The organism is Streptomyces sp. 63XJN7_1_ISO-PGPR-S23-121, from assembly GCF_056173025.1.
Genome location: NZ_CM149653.1, coordinates 4,859,665 through 4,881,580, shown reverse-complemented (window position 1 = coordinate 4,881,580; position 21,916 = coordinate 4,859,665). Strand labels below are relative to the sequence as shown.

The 21,916-nt window shown below is 73.1% G+C and carries 18 protein-coding genes; 12 read left to right on the top strand and 6 right to left on the bottom strand.

Features of this window, described 5'->3' with window-relative positions:
- The first annotated feature begins 1 nt into the window (after position 1).
- From AC0VYN_RS21760 to AC0VYN_RS21740, 5 genes are all read left to right on the top strand, one after another.
- Positions 2-214: an MbtH family protein gene (locus AC0VYN_RS21760; RefSeq protein WP_385467232.1), complete on the top strand. Its 213-nt coding sequence runs from the start codon at positions 2-4 to the stop codon at positions 212-214.
- Between the two features lie 16 nt (positions 215-230).
- The gene (locus tag AC0VYN_RS21755) at positions 231-3,509 is read left to right on the top strand and encodes an amino acid adenylation domain-containing protein (RefSeq protein ID WP_475532317.1); all 3,279 of its coding nucleotides are present in this window, start codon (positions 231-233) and stop codon (positions 3,507-3,509) included.
- Between the two features lie 89 nt (positions 3,510-3,598).
- Complete coding sequence (locus AC0VYN_RS21750; RefSeq protein ID WP_475536953.1) at positions 3,599-4,321, top strand: alpha/beta fold hydrolase; 723 nt, start codon at positions 3,599-3,601, stop codon at positions 4,319-4,321.
- Positions 4,318-5,310 (top strand): methyltransferase, encoded by a 993-nt coding sequence (locus AC0VYN_RS21745; protein ID WP_475532316.1) that lies wholly within the window; start codon positions 4,318-4,320, stop codon positions 5,308-5,310. Before AC0VYN_RS21750 ends, AC0VYN_RS21745 begins: the two co-directional genes overlap by 4 nt.
- Before the next feature lie 125 nt (positions 5,311-5,435).
- A complete protein-coding gene (locus AC0VYN_RS21740; RefSeq protein WP_475532315.1) occupies positions 5,436-6,548 on the top strand; it encodes a methyltransferase in 1,113 nt (370 codons plus the stop codon).
- 168 nt (positions 6,549-6,716) lie between these two features.
- Here AC0VYN_RS21740 and AC0VYN_RS21735 read toward each other — a convergent pair whose 3' ends face one another.
- Positions 6,717-7,241 (bottom strand): MarR family winged helix-turn-helix transcriptional regulator, encoded by a 525-nt coding sequence (locus AC0VYN_RS21735; RefSeq protein ID WP_475532314.1) that lies wholly within the window; start codon positions 7,239-7,241, stop codon positions 6,717-6,719.
- Positions 7,242-7,318: 77 nt separating this feature from the next.
- Between AC0VYN_RS21735 and AC0VYN_RS21730 the strand changes: the two genes are divergently transcribed.
- Positions 7,319-8,527 carry an MFS transporter gene (locus AC0VYN_RS21730; protein WP_475532313.1) on the top strand — a complete coding sequence of 403 codons (1,209 nt, stop codon included), beginning with the start codon at positions 7,319-7,321 and terminating at the stop codon, positions 8,525-8,527.
- A gap of 90 nt (positions 8,528-8,617) precedes the next feature.
- Here AC0VYN_RS21730 and AC0VYN_RS21725 read toward each other — a convergent pair whose 3' ends face one another.
- The 3 genes from AC0VYN_RS21725 to AC0VYN_RS21715 are packed head-to-tail and all read right to left on the bottom strand — an operon-like array spanning position 8,618 to position 11,626.
- The gene (locus AC0VYN_RS21725; RefSeq protein WP_451689789.1) at positions 8,618-10,105 is read right to left on the bottom strand and encodes a tripartite tricarboxylate transporter permease; all 1,488 of its coding nucleotides are present in this window, start codon (positions 10,103-10,105) and stop codon (positions 8,618-8,620) included.
- 1 nt (position 10,106) lies between these two features.
- Positions 10,107-10,643 carry a tripartite tricarboxylate transporter TctB family protein gene (locus AC0VYN_RS21720; RefSeq protein WP_385467211.1) on the bottom strand — a complete coding sequence of 179 codons (537 nt, stop codon included), beginning with the start codon at positions 10,641-10,643 and terminating at the stop codon, positions 10,107-10,109.
- Positions 10,640-11,626, bottom strand: a complete 987-nt coding sequence (locus tag AC0VYN_RS21715) for a Bug family tripartite tricarboxylate transporter substrate binding protein (RefSeq protein ID WP_475536952.1) — start codon at positions 11,624-11,626, stop codon at positions 10,640-10,642. The genes AC0VYN_RS21720 and AC0VYN_RS21715 overlap by 4 nt, the downstream gene beginning before the upstream one ends.
- 459 nt (positions 11,627-12,085) lie before the next feature.
- On the opposite strand from AC0VYN_RS21715, the gene AC0VYN_RS21710 reads away from it, so the two are divergent.
- Together AC0VYN_RS21710 and AC0VYN_RS21705 are read left to right on the top strand one after the other, a co-directional pair.
- Positions 12,086-13,747, top strand: coding sequence for a sensor histidine kinase (locus tag AC0VYN_RS21710; RefSeq protein ID WP_475536951.1), 1,662 nt, complete (start codon positions 12,086-12,088; stop codon positions 13,745-13,747).
- Entirely contained in the window at positions 13,744-14,505 is a 762-nt protein-coding gene (locus AC0VYN_RS21705) for a response regulator (RefSeq protein ID WP_385467208.1), read from the top strand. The genes AC0VYN_RS21710 and AC0VYN_RS21705 overlap by 4 nt, the downstream gene beginning before the upstream one ends.
- Here the strand turns inward: AC0VYN_RS21705 and AC0VYN_RS21700 are convergent.
- Entirely contained in the window at positions 14,468-15,058 is a 591-nt protein-coding gene (locus AC0VYN_RS21700) for a TetR/AcrR family transcriptional regulator (protein WP_475532312.1), read from the bottom strand. The two genes, AC0VYN_RS21705 and AC0VYN_RS21700, sit on opposite strands and share 38 nt — an antisense overlap.
- A gap of 207 nt (positions 15,059-15,265) precedes the next feature.
- On the opposite strand from AC0VYN_RS21700, the gene AC0VYN_RS21695 reads away from it, so the two are divergent.
- Genes AC0VYN_RS21695 through AC0VYN_RS21680 form a run of 4 tightly spaced genes read left to right on the top strand, consistent with a single transcriptional unit; the run spans position 15,266 to position 20,106 of the window.
- Entirely contained in the window at positions 15,266-15,847 is a 582-nt protein-coding gene (locus AC0VYN_RS21695) for a 2Fe-2S iron-sulfur cluster-binding protein (protein WP_475532311.1), read from the top strand.
- The gene (locus AC0VYN_RS21690; protein WP_475532310.1) at positions 15,844-16,836 is read left to right on the top strand and encodes an FAD binding domain-containing protein; all 993 of its coding nucleotides are present in this window, start codon (positions 15,844-15,846) and stop codon (positions 16,834-16,836) included. Before AC0VYN_RS21695 ends, AC0VYN_RS21690 begins: the two co-directional genes overlap by 4 nt.
- Positions 16,833-18,983, top strand: coding sequence for a xanthine dehydrogenase family protein molybdopterin-binding subunit (locus AC0VYN_RS21685; RefSeq protein WP_475532309.1), 2,151 nt, complete (start codon positions 16,833-16,835; stop codon positions 18,981-18,983). Before AC0VYN_RS21690 ends, AC0VYN_RS21685 begins: the two co-directional genes overlap by 4 nt.
- Positions 18,976-20,106 (top strand): XdhC family protein, encoded by a 1,131-nt coding sequence (locus AC0VYN_RS21680; protein WP_475532308.1) that lies wholly within the window; start codon positions 18,976-18,978, stop codon positions 20,104-20,106. The genes AC0VYN_RS21685 and AC0VYN_RS21680 overlap by 8 nt, the downstream gene beginning before the upstream one ends.
- 25 nt (positions 20,107-20,131) lie before the next feature.
- Here the strand turns inward: AC0VYN_RS21680 and AC0VYN_RS21675 are convergent, their stop codons facing one another.
- The gene (locus AC0VYN_RS21675; RefSeq protein WP_475532307.1) at positions 20,132-21,907 is read right to left on the bottom strand and encodes a glycoside hydrolase family 15 protein; all 1,776 of its coding nucleotides are present in this window, start codon (positions 21,905-21,907) and stop codon (positions 20,132-20,134) included.
- Positions 21,908-21,916: the final 9 nt, after the last annotated feature.

The following is a 21,916-nucleotide window of genomic DNA, read 5'->3' as shown; positions in this document are numbered from 1 at the left end:
CATGACGAACCCCTTCGAGAACCCGGACGGCACGTACGTGGTGCTCGTCAACGACGAGAACCAGCACTCGGTCTGGCCGGTCTCCGTGAACGTTCCTGCGGGCTGGACCATCGCGCACCCGAGCGACACGCGCGAGGCATGCCTGCGCTTCATCGAGGAGAACTGGACCGACATGCGTCCGCGCAGCCTCGCGCAGCGCATGGCCGACAAGTAAGGAGATGGGGAAGAGCGTGCGGTCCCCGATCCCCCGTTCCGCTGCCGGCTACGACCGTGCGCGGCACGGCATCCACAATCTGCGCCGCGCCGAGGTCATAGCCGACCCCCGGCTCTACTGGAAGGCGATTTCCGAGCTTCCGCCCGTCTTCTACGACGAGGTGGGAGGCGTCTGGGTCTGTTCCGGATACGCCGAGTCGGTCGAGATCCTCGCCAACCACCGGGTGTTCTCGTCCGCGCGCCACCACGCCCCGGACGACCTGGCGGCACGCGGCATGAGCGGCATCGCGCCAACCGCAGAGATGCTGTCCGCGCAGTTCCTCTTCAACGACCCGCCCGAGCACACCCGGGTCAGGAACGCCCTCCGCGGCGAGTTCTCACCAGCCAGCATGCGCCGGCACGACCCGGTTCTGCGTGCGATCGCCGGCAAGGTACTGGACACGCTGCCCGACGCCGGAACCATCGATCTGGTGGCGGACTTCGCGGAACGGCTGCCCGAGCACCTGATGACCCATCTGCTCGGCATGGCAGGCCGCGGTGCGGAACTCACCGAGTGGGCCGACTCCTACGAGCGACTGCTGAGCAGTGTCTCCACCTTTCCGAGCCGGGCCGACCTGGAGACGGTCCCGCTCCTCGAGAAGGCGCTCGCCGGGCTGCGCGAGCTGGCCGCCGATCGCCTCGCGGCGCCCGGCGACGACCTCGTCACCACCCTGGCGACGGCCCTGCGGGACGACTTCGAGACCGATCCCTCGAAGGAACCGCCCGCCGAACTGCTCCACCTCGTCGCCGCCAACGCGCTGGTCCTCGTCGCCGGCGGTTACCAGACCCTGACGCACCTCGTCTCCACCGGACTGCTGCTGCTCGCCGAGAACCCGGAGCAACTGCGGCGGCTACGGCAGGACCCCGCGCTCGTCGACTCCGCCGTGGCCGAGACACTGCGGATCGACGGGTCGAGCCAGTACGTGGGCCGGCATGCCGTGCGCGACATCGAGATCGGTGGGGCGCGGCTCAAGGCCGGGGACGGAGTCCTCGTCCTGCTCGCCGCGGCCAACCTCGACCCCCGCAAGTTCACCGACCCCACCGCCTTCGATATAGCACGCAGCGAGGGCCGCCACCTCGGATTCGGCTCCGGCCCGCACTACTGCCTCGGTGCGCCGTTCGCCGAACGCCTGGCGCGCTGGGCGATCGTCGGCTTCATCGAGCGCTACCAGCACTTCGGGCTCTCGCCGGTGGACCCGGACCCGGTGGAATGGGGGCCTCACTGCAACACCCGCTCCCGGCACCGGGCAGCGGTGTGGATCGGCCGTACGCCACAGGCCGAGACACAGGACGGCCCGTCGGCCGGCCTTCCCTCCGCAGCCGAGGCAACGGGAGCCCCGGTGGCCGACGCGGTGCCGGAAGCCAAGACGGTCAGCGATCTCGAACGGCACCAGATCATCACCGAGTGGAACGACACCGGCGCCGACGACGGCGCCGCCCAGATCTGCTGGCACCTGCTCTTCGAGGAGCGAGCCCGACTGACGCCGGACAGCCCGGCGGTCGAGGACGAGGGCGTCGCCTACTCGTACGCGGACATCGACGCACTGGCCAACGGGGCCGCTCACCGGCTGCGTGACCTGGGCGTGGAGCCCGAGACGGTCGTCGCGATCAGCATGGAACGCTCCGTGCGGCTCGTCGTCGCCATCCTCGCCGTGGCCAAGGCCGGAGGCGCCTTCCTGCTCGCCGCTGCCGACTGCCCCGGCGAGCGCCTCAAGACCATGCTGGAGCAGACCTCTGCCCGGCTCGTCATCGCCGACGACGCCGCCGGCGACCGGATCGCGGGTCTGGGTGTCCGGGCCGGCGTCGTGCGACTCGATCCGGCAGTACGCGCCTCCGTTCCGCCGATCACCGGCGTTGCGCCGGGCAACACCGCCTACGTCGTGTTCACCAGCGGCACCACCGGCCGGCCGAAGGCCATCGCCAACAGCCACGAGGCGCTGTCGAACCTGCACATCGCCCAGCGCAAGGTGTTCCGGATCCGGCCCCAGGACCGGGTGCTGCAGTTCCTGTCGCTGAACTTCGACGGCTGCATCTCCGAAGTCGTCCTCGCTCTGCTGTGCGGGGCGACGCTCGTCGTCGCGCGGACCGCACATCTGACCCCCGGCCCGCCGCTCCTACGGCTGCTGCGTGAGCGACGGGTGAGCGCCGCCATCATGACGCCGTCGGTGTGGTCGGTGCTCGCGCACGATCCGCTGCCCGACTTGCGCATCGCGGCCTTCGCGGGCGAGCGGCTGCCCGGCGGCCTGGTCCGCCGCTGGACGGCGCCGGGCCGCAGACTTCTCAACCTGTACGGGCCCGCCGAAACGGCGGTCTGGTCCACCTGGCACGAGTGCGCCGGTGAGGACGACCCGCCGATCGGGCGTCCGGTGGCAGGCAAGCGTGTGTACGTCCTGGACGACGAACACCGGCTGCTGCCGCCCGGAATCCCGGGCGAGCTGTACATCGCCGGTATCGGTGTCGGCCGTTATCTGGGGCGCCCCGACCTCATGACCGACTCGTTCGTGCCCGACCCTTTCGCGGGGCGGGCCGGACGGCTGATGTACCGGAGCGGTGACCTGTGCGTCTGGCGGGAGGACGGCTCTCTGGACTACGTCGGCCGCCGCGACCGCCAGGTCAAGATCCGGGGGCAGCGCGTCGAGCTGTACGAGGTGGAGCGCGTGCTGGAGAAGGCCCCCGGCGTGTCCTCCTGCCACGCCGTCGAGCGCGACCACAGGCTGCACGCCTTCGTCGTACCCGAGCAGTCCGGTTCCTGGGACGAGTCGGCGGTACGTCGCCACCTGGCCGAGCGTCTGCACCTCGGCATGATTCCGGCGACGTTCACCGTCACGGACCAGCTGCCGCTCACCTCGAACGGAAAGGTGGGGGAGAAGCACGAGACGGCGACGCCCGGAAACGAAGCCGTCCGGATCGTGGGTTCGGGCGGTACCGCGGCTCCGGTTCCGGTGCGCGCGGTACCTGCCGCGTCCGAACCCGCCGCGTCCGTACCTGCCGCGCCCGTGCCGGACACCGGCGGAAGGGCCACCCGCATCACATGGGAGCTGGCCCAGCTGTTCTCGTCGTGCCTGCGCGTGCCGCAGGTCCGCGTGAAGCTGGACACCGACTTCTTCTCCGCAGGCGGCGACTCGCTGGCCATGGCCGAGTTCATGGCGGCCGCCGAGGAACGCTTCGGCGTGGTCTTCGACGTACAGCGACTGCTCGACCAACCGACCCTGGCCGGGTTGGTGCGGCTCGTGAGCGAGGGGCGAGAGGCTCAGTGAACGGCAGAGCGATACAGACCGACACGGACCGGGCGCGACCAGTGGTCAGCGCTCTGGGAGACGGGACAGGTGAGGCTGCCCGGCCCGTGATGATCGTGCACGGTTCCCTCGACCGCAGCGACGCGTTCCGCCGGGTGGCCGACCACCTGCGAGACCGACCGGTCCTCGGCTACGACCGGCGCGGCTGGGGCAGATCCCGCCCGCTCGGAGGCGCGGACGTCGACTACCAGGTGCACGTGCACGACCTTCGCACGGCCCTGGCCGAGCTGGACGTGACGCCGATCGTACTCGGCCACAGTTACGGCGCCCTGGTGGCGATGGCCGCCGCCGCCGCGGACCCGTCGCGCGTCGCCGGGATCGTCGCCGTGGAACCCCCGGTGCGCTGGCTGCCCTGGTGGCCCGCCGAGGACCCGTGGGAGCAGACCGTGCGCAGCGCCGCGGAGGGTGGGCCGGAGCAGGCGACACGGGCCATGCTCGCCGAAGTCCTGGGCCCGGCAGGCCGGCTGCACGTGGCACGCGCACGGCCGTCCGACCTTGCCGCGGACGGGACGGCCCTCATTTCCGAGATGACGGATCCCGCCGTCGACGTCCCGGGCTTCGACCCGGCGACGTTTCCCACCCCTGCCGTGGTGGCGGCCGGCTCCCGGTCAGCCACGCACCACAGGGTCGTGGCACAGCGGCTCGCCGAGCTGCTGCCGCACGGCCGCTTCGCCGAGATCTCCGGCGCGGGTCACGCCTCGCACGTCAGCCATCCGCGAGAGCTGGCCCAACTGGTGGAAGAAATCGACGTGATCGAGGAGCAAGACCGATGATGCCCAGTGCGCTTGAGAACGCCGTCTACGGACTCATCTCCACTCCGGTGCTCCACAGCGCCGTCAAGCACGGGGTGTTCACATCCCTCATCGAGGACGGCCCGGGCACCGTCGAGTGCCTCGCCGAGCGCCTCGGCATCGACCAGGACACCCTGGAGCGCATGCTGCTGGTCATGACCTCCCTCGGCGTCGTGGAACGCGCGGCGGGCGGGGAATATGCCCTGACCTCCGACGCGGCGCCGTTCCTCGACCGCCGCAGCACCCGGTACCTGGGCGGCTTCATCGAGCACCTCACGCTGGAGACCTCGGGCCGCCTCGGCCGCCTGGACACCTACCTCTCCGAAGGAAAGCCCGCCACGGAGGCGTCCCCGTTCGACGACGTATACCGCGACACCGAGTCGCTGCGGGCCTTCATGCGCGCCATGTGGGACTTGAGCTTCGGCATGTCGCAGGAGCTCGCCGCCCTGGCCGGGATGGCGGGGACGACGCATCTGGTGGACGTCGGCGGGGCCACCGGCCCGTTCGCCGTGGCGGCGCTGCTCGGCGCCCCGACCTTGCGGGCCACGGTCTTCGACATGCCGGTGGTCGGCCCCTTGATCGGCGAGGACGCCCAGGCACAACCGGTCGCCGACCGCCTCGACTTCGTCGGCGGCGACTTCTTCACGGACGAACTCCCGCACGGTGACTGCCTTGCCTTCGGTTACATCCTCTCCGACTGGGACGACGCCACCTGCGTCATGCTGCTGGAGAAGGCATACCGTGCGTGCCAAAGGCCCGGCCGGGTCCTCATCATGGACCGCCTCTTCGAGGACGACCACAGCGGTCCGCTGGCCACCGCCGCGATGAACCTGGTGATGCACATCGAGATGGCCGGGAAGCACCGTACGGGCGCCGAGTTCATCGCCCTGCTGGAGCGGGCCGGGTTCCGTGACTGCGAAGTGCGCAGGGCCGGTGGCGAGAAGCACTTGGTGATCGGCCACAAAAGGTAGTCGCCATGGGTGGGCAAAATCCCACGGATGAACAAAACGTCATGCAGCAGAACGGAGCTTCCTCCATGAACGGCACGCCACATCACGGGCCGGAACACTCCACCGGCCAGAGGAGTTGACCCGACATGACCGGGCCCGTCGACCTCACCGCCTCCGTCAACCACACCCCGCTCGTCGACACGCGACTGCTGTCCGTGGACGACTCCGAGGCCCGCGCCACCCACCGTGTCTACGAGCACCTGATCGGCATGTGGGCGCCCGGAGTCATCGAGGCCGCCCAGGACCTCGGCGTGTTCACTGCTCTCGGTGCCGGCCCGTACACCGCCGCTCACCTCGCCGAGACCCTCGGTACCGATCTGCGCGCCACCCGCGTACTGCTGGACGGGCTGCACGCCTATGACATCCTCCAGCGCGAGCGGGGTGCCGACGGCCAGGCCGTCTACACCTTGCCGACCGCCCTGCGCGGCGTCTTCGCGCCCGACGGTCTTTTCAGTCTGGCCGGGAAGATCACCCACGACCGGAACATCGCCTGGCACGCATGGCGTCACCTCGCCGACAACGTGCGCGACGGCGCCCGCGGCGCTCTCGGCGGCGCCCAGGTCAACCAGATATCCGAGGAGGACTACGCCGCCCTTGCCCGCGGCATCAACTTCTGGGCCCCGCCGGTCGTCGCGGTGCTCGCCGCGGCCCTGCGCGAGCACGGCTGGGGCCAGGACGCCGAGGCCACCCTGCTGGACGTCGGCTGCGGCACCGGCATCTACAGCCACCTGCTCCTCGAGGCGTTTCCGCGGCTGACGGCGCGGGGCCTCGACGCCCCGCGGATCATCGAGATCGCCGTCGCACAGGCCGAACGACTCGGCGTCGCCGACCGGTTCGAGCCGCTCACCGCCGACTTCTGGGCCGACGACTGGGGCAGCTGCACCGACCTCGCCCTGTTCGTCAACATCTTCCACCTGCAGACACCCGAGTCGGCACACGAGCTGCTGCTGAAGTCCGCCAAGGGGCTCACCGACGGCGGCCTCATCGCGATCGTCGACCACATCGTCGACGAGGACGCCGGCGGCGCCAACACCCAGAACCGTTTCTCCCGGCTGTTCGCCGCGTCCATGCTGGCCACCGGCGGCGGCGACGCCTACACGATCCAGGACTACGACCAGTGGCTCGCTGACGCGGGCCTGCGCCGCACGGCCCTGCTGGACACGCCGATGCACCGGGTACTGCTCGCAGGCCGTGCGTGACCTCCGTACCCCGCTGCCCTGCCGCCCACCGGACCGGACGTTCCAAGGCCCCGTGGGGCCACCTTCCACCGGAAACGCACGGACCCGGTGGGCGGCTCTCCCTCCTGGGCCGGCCCGGGTCCCCGGGCCGCTCGGGCGCGTGCCGGAGGGGCGCCCGGGAAGGGCCGGTCAGCCGGTGCCCTCGATGCGGAGGGTCAACTGCTTGAGCAGCGCGGCGAGACAGGCGCGGTCCCGTGCCGTGAGGGCGGCGAACAGCTCGTCCTCGGCCCGGCCGCGGAGCGCCATCGCGCGCTTCCAGACGGCGAGGCCGGTGTCGGTCACCTCGACGTCGACGCGCCGCCGGTCGTCGGCGGACGGTGCCCTGCGGACCCAGCCGGCCCTCTCCAGCGCGTCGAGCCGGCCGGTCGTCCCGGCGGCGCTCACCCCGAGATCGGCGGCCAGCGCGGAAGGGGTCGCCCGGCCCGGGGTGTCCCGGATCATCAGGTGGTGCAGCGTCTCGTACTCGTGGATCTGGAGCCCGGCCCCTTCGACGGCGCGGCGCGTGGTCCGCTTGAGGTGGCGCCGGATCCGGTCCAGCCGGACCGTGATCGCCTCCACCTCGTCGTCGAAGTCGATGCCGATCCAGTGGTCCCGCCAGCGGTCGACGTGGCCGTCCGCCCAGTCGTGCGGCAGGTCGGGGCGAGGTTGCTCCATGCGAGGATTCTAGACATTCCCTTCGCTGCCGAATAACTGGTTGACGAGAATTTCGGTGCCGAAATACCTTCCCCGCTGTGAAGCGACGAAGTCATCGAGTCCTGCGCCACCCCGGCTTCCGGTACCTGGTGGCCGGCACCGCGGTCAACGCGCTCGGCAACGCCATCACGCCGGTCGCCCTGGCGTTCGCCGTCCTCGACCTGGGGGGATCGGTCGTCCAGCTCGGCCTGGTGGAAGCCGCTTTCGCGGCCTGCCAGGTCGTCACCACCCTCGCCGGCGGCGTCCTGGGCGACCGGGTCTCGCGGCAGCTCATGATGACGGGGGCGTCGGTCGTCAGCGCCCTGGTCATGGGCGGGCTGGCCGGCGCGCTGCTGCTGGACGTCGCCACCATCCCGCTGATCGCGGTCCTGGGCGGACTCGGCGGCGTGGTCTCCGCGCTGGGACGCCCCTCGGCCATGGCGATGACCCGGCTGGTCGTGCCGCAGGACGAACTGGGCGACGCGGTGGCCCTGCGCACGCTGCTCCAGACCGGCGCCTCGACCGTCGGCTACGCCGTGGCGGGAGTACTGGTCGCCGCCGTGGGGTCGGGATGGGCGATCGTGGCCGACGCCTGCACCTTCGCCTTCGCCGCGGCGGCCTTCGCCCGTCTCCGCGTCCCCCACGTCCGCACGCCCCGGGCCGCGTCGGCGGTGGCGGACCTCAGGGACGGCCTGCGGGAGGTGATGCGGCACAGCTGGCTCTGGTTGCTGATCCTCCAGGCCCTCCTCTACCACCTCTTCTACGGCGGGGCCCAGGCGGTGCTCGGTCCCGTCGTCGTGGGCCAGGGGCTCGGCCGGTCGGCCTGGGGACTCGCCCTGTCGGTCCTGATGGCCGGCTTCGTGACCGGCGGCCTGCTCTGCCTCCGCATACGGCCGCGGTACCCGCTCCGGGCCGGCGTCGTCCTGCTGGCGTTCACGGGCTTCTTCCCGCTCGCCATGGCCCTCTCCGACACGCTGTGGCCCGTCCTGCTCGGCGCCTTCCTGCACGGACTGGGCCTGCAGATGTTCGACGTGTACTGGGAGCAGTCCATCCAGAGCCATGTGCCGGAGGACAAACTCGCCCGGGTCTACGCCTTCGACACGGTCGGTTCCTTCGTGGCCCGCCCCGTTGGCCTGGCCCTCACCGGTCCGGTCGCCACCGCCGTCGGCTTCGAGACGTGGCTGCTCGTCGTCGCGGCGGTGATCTCCGGGGTGTCGCTCGTCGCGCTGGCCGCCCGGGGAGTGCGCGACCTGGAGCGGGCCGGCTGAGATCCGGCCAGCCGGGTCCCGGGCACCGCCCGGAACGCACCGCACCCGGGGCCCCGTCGGGACTCCGGGTGCGGTGCCGCGGGGAACACCTCACGCGCGGACGCGCCGCACCGCCCCCTTGAGCACCGGCCACGCCAGCAGCAGCAGGATCACCGCGTACACGGTCACCGCGAACGGCGTGTTCACCAGGCCCGAGACGCTGCCGTCGCTGATCTGCAGGGCGCGGCGGAGCTGCTGCTCGGCGTTGGGGCCGAGGATGACGCCGATCACCGCGGGCAGGACCGGCAGGCCGTAGCGCCGCATGCCGAAGCCGACCAGGCCGATGATCAGCAGGATCACCAGGTCGACGACCTCGCCGCCGACGGCGTACGCGCCGACCGCCGCGAAGAACATGATCCCGGCATAGAGGTAGGGCCGCGGGATGCGCAGCAGCTTGGCCCACACCGGTGCCAGCGGCAGATTGAGCGCGAGCAGCAGCACCATGCCGACGAAGAGGGAGGCGATCAGGCCCCACACCAGCTCGGGTTCCCGTTCGAAGAGCAGCGGGCCCGGCTGGATGCCGTACTGCTGGAAGGCGGCCAGCATGACCGCCGCGACGGCCGTGGTCGGCAGCCCCAGGGTCAGCATGGACACCAGCGTGCCCGCCGCCGAGGCCGACGCCGCCGACTCCGGACCGGCCACGCCCTCGATGGCACCCTTGCCCCACTCGTCCTTGTGCTTCGACAGCCGCTTCTCCGTCACATACGAGAGGAAGGTGGGGATCTCCGCGCCGCCCGCCGGGATCGCGCCGAACGGGAAGCCGATGAACGGGCCGCGCAGCCACGACTTCCACGTCCGCCGCACGTCGCCGCGGCCGAGCCAGGGGCGCCCCACCGGGATCGGCTCGGCCGCGCCGCGCCGCAGGTGCGCCGCGACCCACAGCGCCTCGCCGATCGCGAAGAGACCGACCGCGACGATCACCACGTCGATGCCGTCGGCGAGTTGCAGCGAGCCGAAGGTCAGCCGCTGCTGGCCGGTCATCTGGTCCAGACCCACCAGACCGATCGTCAGGCCGATCAGCAGGGAGGCCAGGCCCCTGATGCGCGACGAGCCCAGCACCGAGGTCACCGCGATGAACGCCAGCACCATGATGGCGAAGTAGTCGGGGGCACCGATGTCCACCGCCAGGTCGGCGACCGTCGGCGCCAGCACCACCAGCAGGATCGTGCCGATCATGCCGCCCGCGAAGTGACCGATGGCTGCGGCCGCCAGCGCCTGTGCGCCGCGCCCCGCCTTGGCCATGGGGTTGCCCTCCATGGCGGCGACCACCGCGGCGCTCTCGCCCGGGGTGTTGAGCAGGATGGAGGTGGTCGACCCGCCGAACATCGCGCCGTAGTAGATGCCCGCGAACATGATGAACGCGGCCACCGGATCCAGCCCGTACGTCACCGGCAGCAGCAGCGCCACGGCCATCGCCGGGCCGATGCCGGGCAGCACGCCGATGGCCGTGCCGAGGAGGACGCCCAGGGCGGCCCACAGGAGGTTGAGCGGAGTGAGGGCCGTGCCGAAGCCGTCCAGGAGGGAGTTCAGAGCGTTCATGTCACAGCACTCCCATCAGCGGACCGCCGGGCAGCGGAACTCCGAGCAGCTTGTCGAAGACGACGTACGTGATCAGGGACAGCACCGCGGCGATCAGCGGATCGCGGTCGACGCGCCGGCTGCCGAGGGCGAACGCGGCCCCCCAGAACAGCAGCGCGCCCGCGACGGGAAAGCCGGCCGGCTCGATCAGCACCGCCGCGCCCAGGAAGATCCCGGCCAGCAGCAGCACCGTGCGCCAGTCCGCCGGTTCGGACAGGTCGACGTCCTCACCGCCCTCGGCCTCGCCCCGGCCGCCGCGCAGGACGTCGACGGCGAGCAGCGCGGCGATCACCAGCAGGCCCGCGCCGACGACGACGGGGACCGTCTTCGGTCCGACCGGACCCCGCTGGGTGATGTCGACGTCCATGGTCAGGGCGTCGGTCAGTACCAGCACGCCGAGCGCCAGCAGCAGGACACACACGCCCAGTTCGGAGTGGTCGCGCAGCCACGAACGCCGCACGGCGGCCGGCTCCGTGGACGTCTCGGTCCGTGTCGTCACAGTCCCAGCTCCTTCAGTACCGACACCACACGCTGATCCTGGGCCTCCAGGAACGAGCCGAACTCCGCACCCGTCAGGAAGGCGTCGTCCCAGCCGTTCTGCTCCAGGGACTTCTTCCATTCGGGGGAGTCGTGCAGCTCCTCGACCAGGCGGGTCAGCTTGTTCCGCTCCGCGTCGGTCAGGCCGGGCGGGGCCACGATGCCCCGCCAGTTGGTGAAGTCCACGTCGTAGCCGGACTCCTTGAGCGTCGGGGCGTCCTCGAGCTCGGCCACACGCTCCGGGCCCGTCACCGCGAGCACCCGCAGCTCGCCCGCCCTGATCTGGTCCAGGTACTCGCCGACGCCGGAGACCCCGAAACCGACCTTGTTGCCGAGGATCGACGCGAGCAGCTCACCGCCCCCGTCGAAGGGGATGTAGTTGACGGACCTGGGGGAGATCCCGGCGGCCTGCGCCATCAGCATCGGCGCGAGGTGGTCGGGCCCGCCCGGGGACGAGCCGCCGCCGACGGGGATCTTGCCGGGATTCTCCTTCCAGGCGGTGATCAGCTCGTCGATCGTCCGGTACGGGGAGTTCTTGGCGACCACGACGACGTCCTGCTCCTCGGTGAGCCGCGCGATCGGCGTGGTGTCGGCGAGGGTCTTGGGCGCGTGGTTGGAGCGGGCGGCGCCCACGACGCCGAGTCCCATGGACATGCCGAGCTTGCCGTTGCCGTGCTCGCTCACCAGCCGGCTCAGGCCCACGGTGCCGCCCGCGCCGGGCAGGTTGAACACCTCGATGTCGTGGGTGAGTCCGGCGTCCTCGGCGTTCTTCGCGGCCGTGCGGGCGGTGATGTCGTAGCCGCCGCCGGGCGTGTTGGGGACCATGAAGCGCAGGCCGGGGATCTGCGTGCCGGCCCCGGACTCGCTGCCCGTCGAGAGCAGCGGGGGACCGGCGAGGACGAGCACGGCGGCCCCGAGCACGGCAAGGGGGGTGCGCAGGCGCACGAATGCCACCACCTGTCGGTTGGGTAGGTCGGTACGGGAAGCCCTGTGGGAGAGGGTGACGTGGGCCACATGGTGCCCCCGGTCCGGCGGTGTGTCCTCCTTGCGGAACCAAGGGAGGTTGTGGTCTTTGCGTTCGCCGGTCCCTCGCGTCACCGGCCGCCGTCCAGCGCCTCACCGGCGGCGGCCTGCCCGGCGCGTCATCGGTCGCCGTCCGGCGCGTCACCGGCGGCCTGTCCGGCGCCCTACTCACCGCCTGTCCGGTGCCTCACCGACGGCCGGTCCGCCGCGTCACCGGTCGCCTCCGGTCACTGCCCGCCGGGGCGGCGCGTATTACCGGCACATCGCCGGTTCGTTGCGAAGACGGCACATCCCTTTCCTTCGCCGCAGGTGGGCGCCATGATGGCGACCCGGCACCCCGCCCCGACCCTCCTGCCTCCGTCAGCCGAGATCGAGTACGCCGTGGCCCCCACCTTCCGCCGTCACACCCTCGCGGGCGAGATGCTGGTCCTCCAGCTCGCCATCGTCGTGGTGGTGCTGCTCGCGGTGGCCGCCGTCTCCCTCGCCCAGTCGAAGGCCACGTTCAACCGGGTCGAGGGCCGCCGCGTCGCCGCCCTGGCGGAACAGCTGGCCGCCACCCCGCTGGTCCGCAGTCAGCTGTCGCGCCCCGTACCGCAGGAGGCCCTCGCCCCGCTGGTGAACGCCACGCAGACCCAGTCCGGCGTCACGTCGGTCACGGTGGCCGACGCCGGCGGCCGCATCGTCAGCTCCACCGACCCGACGGTGGTCGGCACCCGGCTGCCGCTCGCCGACGGCGCCGCCGAGGGACGCGGCTGGTCGGGGGCGCTGACCCTGGGCGGCAGCCGGGAACTCGTCGCGCGGGTACCGGTGCTCGGGGACACCCGGGCGACCCTCGGCCGGCACCTCGGCACGGTGATGGTCGGCGAGGCCGACCCCACGGTGTGGCAGCGGCTCGGCGGTGCCTCCTCCTACCTCCTCGCCTACCTCGGCATCGCCAGCGGCCTCGGTGTGGCCGGCTCCTGGCTGCTCGCCCGGCGCGTCAAACGGCAGACCCTCGGTCTGGAACCCCGCGAGATCACCGGGCTCGCCGAGCACCGGGAGGCGATGCTCTACGGCATCGCCGAGGGCGTGGTCGCCCTCGATCCGCAGCACCGGATCACCCTGGTCAACGAGATGGGCCGGCGCCTGCTCGACCTGCCCGGGGACTGCGTGGGCCAGAGCCTGGACGGCCTGGGCATCGACGGGCGGCTGCTGGACGTCCTGACCGGCGCCACGGCCGACGCGGCGGACCGGCGCGAGACGGACGGACGGCGCGACGAGGTCGTCGTCCGCCACGGCCGGGTCCTGGTCATGAACCGCATGACCGTCACCAAGGACGGCCGTGCGCTCGGCTCGGTCACCACCCTGCGCGACCGCACCGAACTGGCCCGCCTGGAACGGGAGATCGGCGCCTTCCGCAGCACCTCGGAGCTGCTGCGCGCCCAGGCCCACGAGTTCGCCAACCAGCTCCACACCATTTCCGGGCTGATCCAGATCGGCGAGCAGGACGAGGTGGTGCGCTACATCCGCGCGCTCAGCCGGCGCCGCCAGTCCCTCGACGTCACCCTCAGCCGCCGGGTCCGCGACACCGCCGTCGCCGCGCTGCTGACGGCCAAGTCCTCCCTCGCGGCCGAGCGCAGGGTCGCCCTGCGCGTCTCCGAGCGCACCGCCCTGGGCCGGCTCGCCCCGGAGGACGCCGCCGACGTGGCGACCGTGGTCGGCAACCTCGTCGACAACGCGGTGGACGCCGCCGCGACGCCCGCCGGCGACGCCGCCTGGGTCGAGGTCGAGCTCAGACAGGACGCCTCCAGCGTGGAGATCGTGGTCCGCGACTCGGGGCCCGGCGTGGCGCCCGAACTGGCCCGCGAGGTCTTCTCGCACGGCTTCACCACCAAGGCCGCCCGGCAGGGCGAGCGCGGCATCGGCCTGGCGCTGACCCGGCTCGTCTGCGAACGCCACGGCGGCGAGATCTCGGTGACCAACACCCGTGAAGGGGCCGTGTTCACCGCACGCATGACGGTCAGCCACCTCACCGACGCGGTGGCGGAAGGAGCAGCACCATGAAGGGGACGAGCGGCACCGGCCGCGCCACCGCCACGACCGGCGCGATCGGCGTGCTCGTCGTCGACGACGACTTCATGGTGGCCCGGGTCCACCGCGCCTTCGTCGAACGCGTCGAGCCCTTCCGGGTCGTCGGAGTCGCCGGTACCGGCGAGCAGGCCCTGGCGGCCGTCGACGAACTCCGGCCCGGACTCGTCCTGCTCGATCTGTACCTGCCGGACCTCTTCGGCCTGGACGTCGTCACCCGGCTGCGCGCCGCCGGTCACGACTGCGACGTCATGGTCATCAGCGCGGCCCGGGAGGCGGACACGGTGCGCGGCGCCGTCCGCCACGGGGTCGTCGACTACCTGCTCAAACCGTTCGACTTCGAGGACCTGCGCGTCCGGCTGGAGCGCTACGCCGGCCGGCGGGGGCGGCTGCTCGGCACCGTGGTACGCGGCCAGGCCGACGTGGACCGCGTCCTGGCCGGAGCGGCGGTACCGGCCGCCCCGGTCCCGGCGCTGCCCAAGGGAATGAGCGTGGAGACGGCCGGGCTGGTCGAACGCACCCTCCGTGACGCCGAGGGCACGCTGTCCGCCAGCGAATGCGCGGCGCTGACCGGCGTCTCCCGGGTCAGTGCCCGCCGCTACCTGGAGTACTTCCACACCGTCGGTCGCGCGGAGGTCTCCCTGCGCTACGGGTCGACGGGCCGCCCCGAACGCCGCTACCGCTTCCGGGAGGCGGTCACCGGCCTGGCGCTCCCGCCCGCAGCCCGTCCATGACGAAGTCCAGGAACCGGGTGGCCCGCGGCTGCCAGTCCTCGCCGGGGCCGATGAGCCACAGACCGCCGATGACGAGGAAGAAGTCGTCCGCGGTGATCCCGGCCCGGATGGTGCCGGCCTCCTCGTTGGCGCGGAGCAGGAGCGCGGCGGCGTCCATGACCGGGGTGGGATGCGGCTTCTCCGGGCTGCCGGGCGCGCTGGTGACCAGCCGGATCGCGTCCGCCAGGCCGGCCTTGGTCATGGCGAACCCGGCGAGGCGGTCCATCCACTCGCGCAGGGCCCGGACGGGCTCCCGGGTGGCCAGCAGGTGGGGCGCGGCATCGGCCACCTGCTGCATCTCGTACCGGTAGACCTCCAGGACGAGGGCCTCGCGGTTGGGGAAGTTGCGGTAGAAGGTGCCCTGCCCGACGCCCGCCTTCCTGGCGATGGCGCTCAACGGCGCGTCCGCGCAGCGCGTCAGCTCCTCCGTGGCCACGCGCAGGATCCGCTCGCGGTTGCGCTGCGCGTCCGAGCGCAGGGGACCGGTCGGGTTGTCCCTCTTCGACTGCGACACCCGTCCTCCTCCCGGGTCCGTGGCCGAATCCCGTTCTTGCTAAGCGGACAGCTGTCCGTTACGTTTTCCAGTGAGCGGACAGTTGTCCGTTTCCCGTCCACTCTAGCGGCGGACGCCGGCCGGCCGGACCGTCCGGTGGCCGCTCATGGACACATCCACCGCCTACAGCCCGTTTTCCCTGTCACCAGACACCAGAGAAGGCTGACCATGGCCCCAGCGCCCTCGTCGACGTCCAGTGCCATCACCCTGAACATCAACGGCGAGAAGCACCAGCTGACCGTCGACCACCGCACCACCCTCCTCGACGCCCTGCGCGAGCGCCTCGACCTGACCGGTACCAAGAAGGGCTGCGACCAGGGGCAGTGCGGCGCCTGCACCGTCCTGGTCGACGGGCGTCGCGCCGTCTCGTGCCTCAACCTCGCCGTCGCGGCCGAGGGACGCGAGATCACCACCATCGAAGGCATGGCCGAGGCCGACCGGCTGCACCCGGTGCAGCAGGCTTTCCTCGACCTCGACGGCTACCAGTGCGGTTACTGCACACCCGGCCAGATCTGCTCGGCCGTCGCCGTGATCGAGGAGCACGCCGCCGGCTGGCCGAGCGCCGTCACCGACGACGTGCGGCCCGAGGCCGGACCACCGCCCCTCACCCCCGACGAGATCCGCGAGCGCATGAGCGGCAACCTCTGCCGCTGCGGCGCCTACGTCTCGATCGTCCGGGCCGTCGCCCGTGCCGCCGAGGCCCGCGGCGACGGCACCGCGGCCGGGAACGCCGAGGAGGCCGCCGCATGAGGGAATTCGGCTACCGGCGCGCCGACGACGTCCACGGCGCCGTGGCACTGCTCGCCGCCGACCCGGACGCCCGGTTCCTCGGCGGCGGCACCAACCTCGTCGACCTGATGAAGACCGGCGTCGAACGGCCCGCGCTGCTCGTCGACGTCCGCGAACTCCCCCTGGACGGGATCGAGCCGACCGCCGACGGCGGCCTGCGCATCGGCGCGACCGTCACCAACAGCGACCTCGCCGCGCACCCCGAAGTCCGCCGCCGCTACCCGGTGCTGACGCAGGCCGTGCTGGCCGGCGCCTCCGGGCAGCTGCGCAACATGGCCACCGTCGGCGGGAACCTCCTCCAGCGCACCCGCTGCGGCTACTTCACCGACGTCAGCAAGCCCTGCAACAAGCGCGTCCCCGGCAGCGGCTGCCCCGCGATCACCGGGGAGCACCACAACCACGCCGTCCTGGGCGCGTCCGACCACTGCGTGGCCGTGCACCCCTCGGACATGGGCGTCGCCCTCACCGCCCTCGACGCGGTCGTCGGCTACGAGACCGCCGACGGGCCGGGCGAGTTGCCGCTCGCCGACCTCTACCTCCCCGTCGGCGACACCCCGCACCGGGAGACCGCCCTGCCGCCCGGCGCGCTCATCACGGGCGTCACCCTGCCGCCCGCCCCCGTCGCCGCCCGTTCCCGCTACCGCAAGGTGCGCGAACGCGCCTCGTACGCCTTCGCGATCGGGTCGGCCGCCGCCGCGCTCGACATCGAGGACGGCGTCGTGCGCGAGGCACGGCTGGCCCTCGGCGCCGTCGCCTCCCGTCCCTGGCGGGCCCGCGCGGCCGAGGCCGTGCTGACCGGCGCACCCGCCACCGGCGACACCTACGCCGCCGCCGCGGACGCCGAACTGGCGGCGGCCAGCCCCCTGCCCGACAACGCGTACAAGGTGACCCTCATGCGCAACCTCGTGATCGCCGTGCTCACCGAACTCGCCGAGGAGGCCGCCCGATGACCACCGCCACGACCGGCCGTACGCCGGTGCAGGGCGCCGTCGGCACCGCGCACACCCGCGTGGAGGGCCGCGACAAGGTCACCGGAGCGGCCCGCTACGCCGGCGAGATCCCCTTCGCGGACCTCGCCCACGGCTGGCTGGTGCTGTCCACCGTCACGCGCGGCCGCATCCGCTCCCTCGGCACGGAGGCGGTCCTCGGCATGCCCGGCGTGCTGACCGTCGTGCACCACCAGAACGCCCCGCGCCTCGACACCGACTACATCGGTTTGCTGGGCGGCCCGCCGGACCCGACCGCCGCCGTCTTCCAGCACGACCGGGTGCCGCACGCCGGATGGCCGGTCGCCCTCGTCGTCGCCGAGACGCCCGAGCAGGCCAGGGAGGCCGCCGAGGCCCTCGTCGTGACGTACGACGAGGAGCCGCACGACACCACGCTGCGCCCCGGCCACCCCGACGCGCACCCCGTCGGCGGGCACATGCCGGCGGAGACGCAGAAGGGCGACCCGGACGCCGCCCTCGCCGCGTCCCCCGTCGTCCTGGACGCCGAGTACACCACCCCCGAAGAGCACCACAGCATGATGGAGCCGCACGCGGCGACCGCCCTCTGGGACGACGGACGGCTCGAGGTCGTCGACTCCAACCAGGGCACCACCTGGGTCAAGGACGAACTCGTGAAGCTGTTCTCCCTCGACGAGTCGGCCGTGCGGGTGCGTTCCGAGCACATCGGCGGCGGCTTCGGCAGCAAGGGCCTGCGTGCCCACCAGGTGGCCGCCGTGATGGCCGCGACCGCACTGCAGCGCCCGGTGCGCGTCGTCATGACCCGGCGTCAGATGTTCTCCCTGGCCGGGTACCGCAGCCCCACCGTCCAGCGCATCAGGCTCGGCGCCGGCACCGACGGCCGGCTCCGTGCCCTGGAGCACCTCTCGCTGAACCAGACGTCCACGGTGTACGAGTTCGTCGAGCCCGGCGCCGGAGTCTCCCGGGTGATGTACGACGCCGAGGCCCACCGCACCGCCAACCACGTCGCACGCCTCGACGTGCCGTCCCCGACCTTCATGCGGGCGCCGGGCGAGGCGCCGGGGTCGTTCGCGATCGAGGCGGCGCTCGACGAACTCGCCGAGCGCTGCGGCGTCGACCCGATCGAACTGCGTCTGCGCAACGAGCCCGGGGCGGGCCCGGTCTCCGGGCAGCCCTTCAGCAGCCGCAACCTCGCCGCCTGCTTCCGCGAGGGCGCCCGGAGGTTCGGCTGGGCGGACCGCGACCCGCGCCCCGGCGTGCGCCGCGACGGCCGGTGGCTGCTGGGCACCGGCACGGCCGCCGCCTCCTTCCCGGCCGGCGCCGGGCCCTCCACGGCCCTGCTGTCCGCGGAGGCCGACGGCACCTTCACCGTGCGGATCGCCGCCGCCGACCTCGGCACCGGCGCCCGCACCGCCCTCACCCTGATCGCCGCGGACGCGCTGGAGGTCACGCCGGACCGCGTCCACGTCCGCATCGGGGACAGCGACTTCGGACCCGCGATGATCGCCGGCGGCTCCATGGGCACCCGCTCCTGGGCATGGGCGATCACGGCCGCCGCCGCGGAACTGCGCGAGCGGCTCGCCCTCAACACCGCCGTCCCGTCCGAGGGCATCACCGTGCGCTCCGACACCACCGCCGCCCTCGGCGCCCTCGCGCAGAAGGAACGGCACTCCTTCGGGGCGCAGTTCGCCGAGGTCGCCGTGGACACCACCACCGGCGAGGTGCGGGTGCGCCGCATGCTCGGCATCTTCGCCGCGGGCCGGATCGTCAACCCGCTCACCGCCCGCAACCAGCTCGTCGGCGGCATGGTCTGGGGCATCTCCATGGCCCTGCACGAGGAGGCGGTCCGCGACCGGGCCACCGGCGGCCTCTACGGACCCGACCTCGCCGGCTACCACGTCGCCACGCACGCCGACGTGACGGACATCGAGGCGGACTGGGTGGACGACCCCGACCCGGACGACCCGGTCGGCATCAAGGGCGTCGGCGAGATCGGCATCGTGGGCGCCGCCGCGGCCGTCGCCAACGCCGTCTGGCACGCCACGGGCGTCCGCCACCGCAGCCTGCCGATCCGGCCCGACCGCGTGCTCACGGCGGCGGTGCCGGTGGACGGGGGAGCGGCGGATGCTTGACATCGCCGGCGAGCTGCACCGCTGGATCGAGGAGGGCCGGGAGTTCGCCGTCGCCACCGTCGTCTCCGTCGGCGGCAGCGCGCCGCGCGGACCCGGCGCGGCCCTCGCCGTCGACAGCGAGGGCACGGCGCTCGGCTCGGTCTCGGGCGGCTGCGTGGAGGGCGCGGTGTACGACCTGTGCACCGCGGCCCTGCGCGACGGCGAGACGGTGCGCGAACGCTTCGGGTACAGCGACGAGGACGCCTTCGCCGTCGGGCTGACCTGCGGCGGAGTCATCGACGTGCTGGTCACCCCGGTCGGGGCGGGCTCGCCGTCGAGGGCGGTGCTCCGGGCGGCGCTGTCGGCCGCCGTCCGGGACGAACCCGCCGCCCTCGCCCGGGTCGTGCGGGGCCCTGCCGGGCTCCTCGGGCGGGCGCTGCTCGTCCGCGCCGACGGCTCCCACGAGGGCGGACTCGGCGGTCACCCCGACCTGGACCGCACCGCGCTGGCCGAGACGCGGGCGCTGCTCGACGCGGGGCGCACCGCAACGGTCGGCCTGTCGGAGGACGGCTCGCACTGCCCCGGCGGACTCACGCTGCTGGTCGAGTCCCGCGTGCCACCGCCCCGCATGATCGTCTTCGGCGCTGTCGACTTCGCCGCGGCGCTGGTGCGCGCCGGCAAGTTCCTCGGCCACCACGTGACCGTGTGCGACGCCCGGCCCGTCTTCGCCACCCGGGCCCGCTTCCCCGAGGCCGACGAGGTCGTCGTCGACTGGCCGCACCGCTATCTGCGCAGCACCCCGACCGACGGGCGCACGGTGCTGTGCGTCCTCACCCACGACGCCAAGTTCGACGTACCCCTGCTGACCGAGGCCCTGCGGATGCCGGTCGCGTACGTCGGCGCGATGGGCTCGCGGCGCACCCACGACGACCGCGAGCGACGGCTGCGCGAAGCGGGCCTGGGCGGGCGCGAGCTGGCCCGGCTGCGGTCGCCCATCGGCCTGGACCTCGGCGCGCGCACACCGGAGGAGACCGCGCTGTCCATCGCCGCGGAGATCGTCTCCGTCCGGCGCGGCGGAACGGGCCGGCCGCTGACCGGCGGAGCGGCACCGATCCACGGCGGTCTGTCCGGGGCGGCCGCCTGACGGTCCGGGGCGTGGGGCCGGCGGGTCAGGGCAGCGTCGAGGCGCCGGCCAGGCGGACCGCGGCCTCCAGCATCGTCGCGTGCACGAAGGCCTGGGGGAGGTTGCCGCGCAGCTGCCGCTGACGCACGTCGTACTCCTCGGCGAACAGCCCGGGCGGTCCGCAGGCCGCCCGGGTGCGCTCGAACCAGCGGAACGCGCCCACCTGGTCGCCGTGCCGGTGGGTGGCGAGCGCCATCGCGAACCCGCACAGCAGGAAGGCCCCCTCCGCGTCGCCGAGCGGCTCCCCCGGGTGCTCGAAGCGGTACAGGTACCCGTCCTCGCCGAGCCGGGACTCGATGTGGGCGCGGGTGGCGGCCCCGCCGTCGTCGCCGAACGCGCAGCCGCGGGCCATCGGCACCAGCAGGGCGGCCTCGGCCCCGTCGTCGTCGGCGGCCCGGCGCCAGCGCCCGTCGGGACGCAGGCAGCGGCGCCGGGTCTCCCGCAGCACGGTGTCCGCGAGAGCGTCGCAGCGCCGTCCCGCGCCGCCGGGCAGGACCTGCGCCATGCGCCGCAGTCCGCACACCACGCTGAGCCGGGAGTGCGTCCACCAGCGGTCCTCCAGCTCCCACAGCCCGGCGTCCGGCCGCAGCCACCGCCGCTCCACGACGTCCACGGCGACGGCCGCGGCGCGTTCCGCGTCCTTCGTCAGCCGGTCGTGCGCGGCCGCCGCGGCGAAGAGCTGGAGCGCCTCCCCGAAGGTGTCCAGCTGGAACTGGGCCCCCGCGTCGTTGCCGACGTGGTCGCCGCCGCCGGGATAGCCCGGCAGCCGCAGGGAACGGTCCCCGCCGACCGGCCGGCCGTCGACGGTGTAGGCGGGACGGACCCCGTCACCGTCCTCGAGGACGCGCTCGGCGACGAAACGCACGGCGTCGTCGGCCAGCGGATGCGGTCCGTGCGCGGCGACGGCCAGACCGGCGTAGCACTGGTCGCGCAGCCAGGCGAAGCGGTAGTCGTAGTTGCGCCCGGTGTTGGCCCGCTCGGGCAGGGACGTGGTGGCGGCGGCGACCATGCCCCCGGAGACGCTGGTCAGACCGCGCAGGACGGCGTAGGCGTGCCGGGCGTCGCGGGGCGCGACCAGCCGTGAGCAGTCCGGGACCACCCGCCGCCACTCCTGTTCCGTGGCCCGCCACAGCGCGTCCGCGTCGAGCGGTTCACTCACCGGCCCCGCGGACAGCTCCAGCACGACGTCGTGCGAATCGCCCTCGCGCAGCCGGAACTCGCCGACCAGCCCCTCGCCGGGCCGCGGTACCGCGTCCGGCGCGCCGCCCAGCCGCATCCGCAGCCCCTCGGCCTCCGCCCGCCACACCCCGCCCTCCCGGCGGGGGGCCGTCGTGCGGCCGGTGCCGAAGCCCGGCCGCACGTCCAGCACCAGCCGCAGCCGGGACTCGCCGCGTACCGCGCGCATGCGGCGCAGCAGCACGAGACGGTCCGTGCGGGCGGGCACGGCAAGTGCCTCGCGGCACTCGATCACGCAGTCGGGGGTCACCCAGCGGCTGACCCGGATGAGCGTGCCCTCCTCGTAGGAGCCGCCCCAGACGTGCCACGGGTCCACCGGTCCTACGGTGAAGTGCCCGGGGCCGCCGATGAGCGCGGAGAACACCGCGTCGTCGTGCCAGCGCGGGGCGCACAGCCACACGATCCTGCCCCGGGGGTCCACCACCGCGCCGCGCTCCCCGTCCGCGATCACGGCGTAGTCGCGCAGCGCCCAGGGGGGAGAGGACGGATCGGGCTCCTGCGCGGGCCGGTCGGCGCGGTGCTCCATGACGCTACG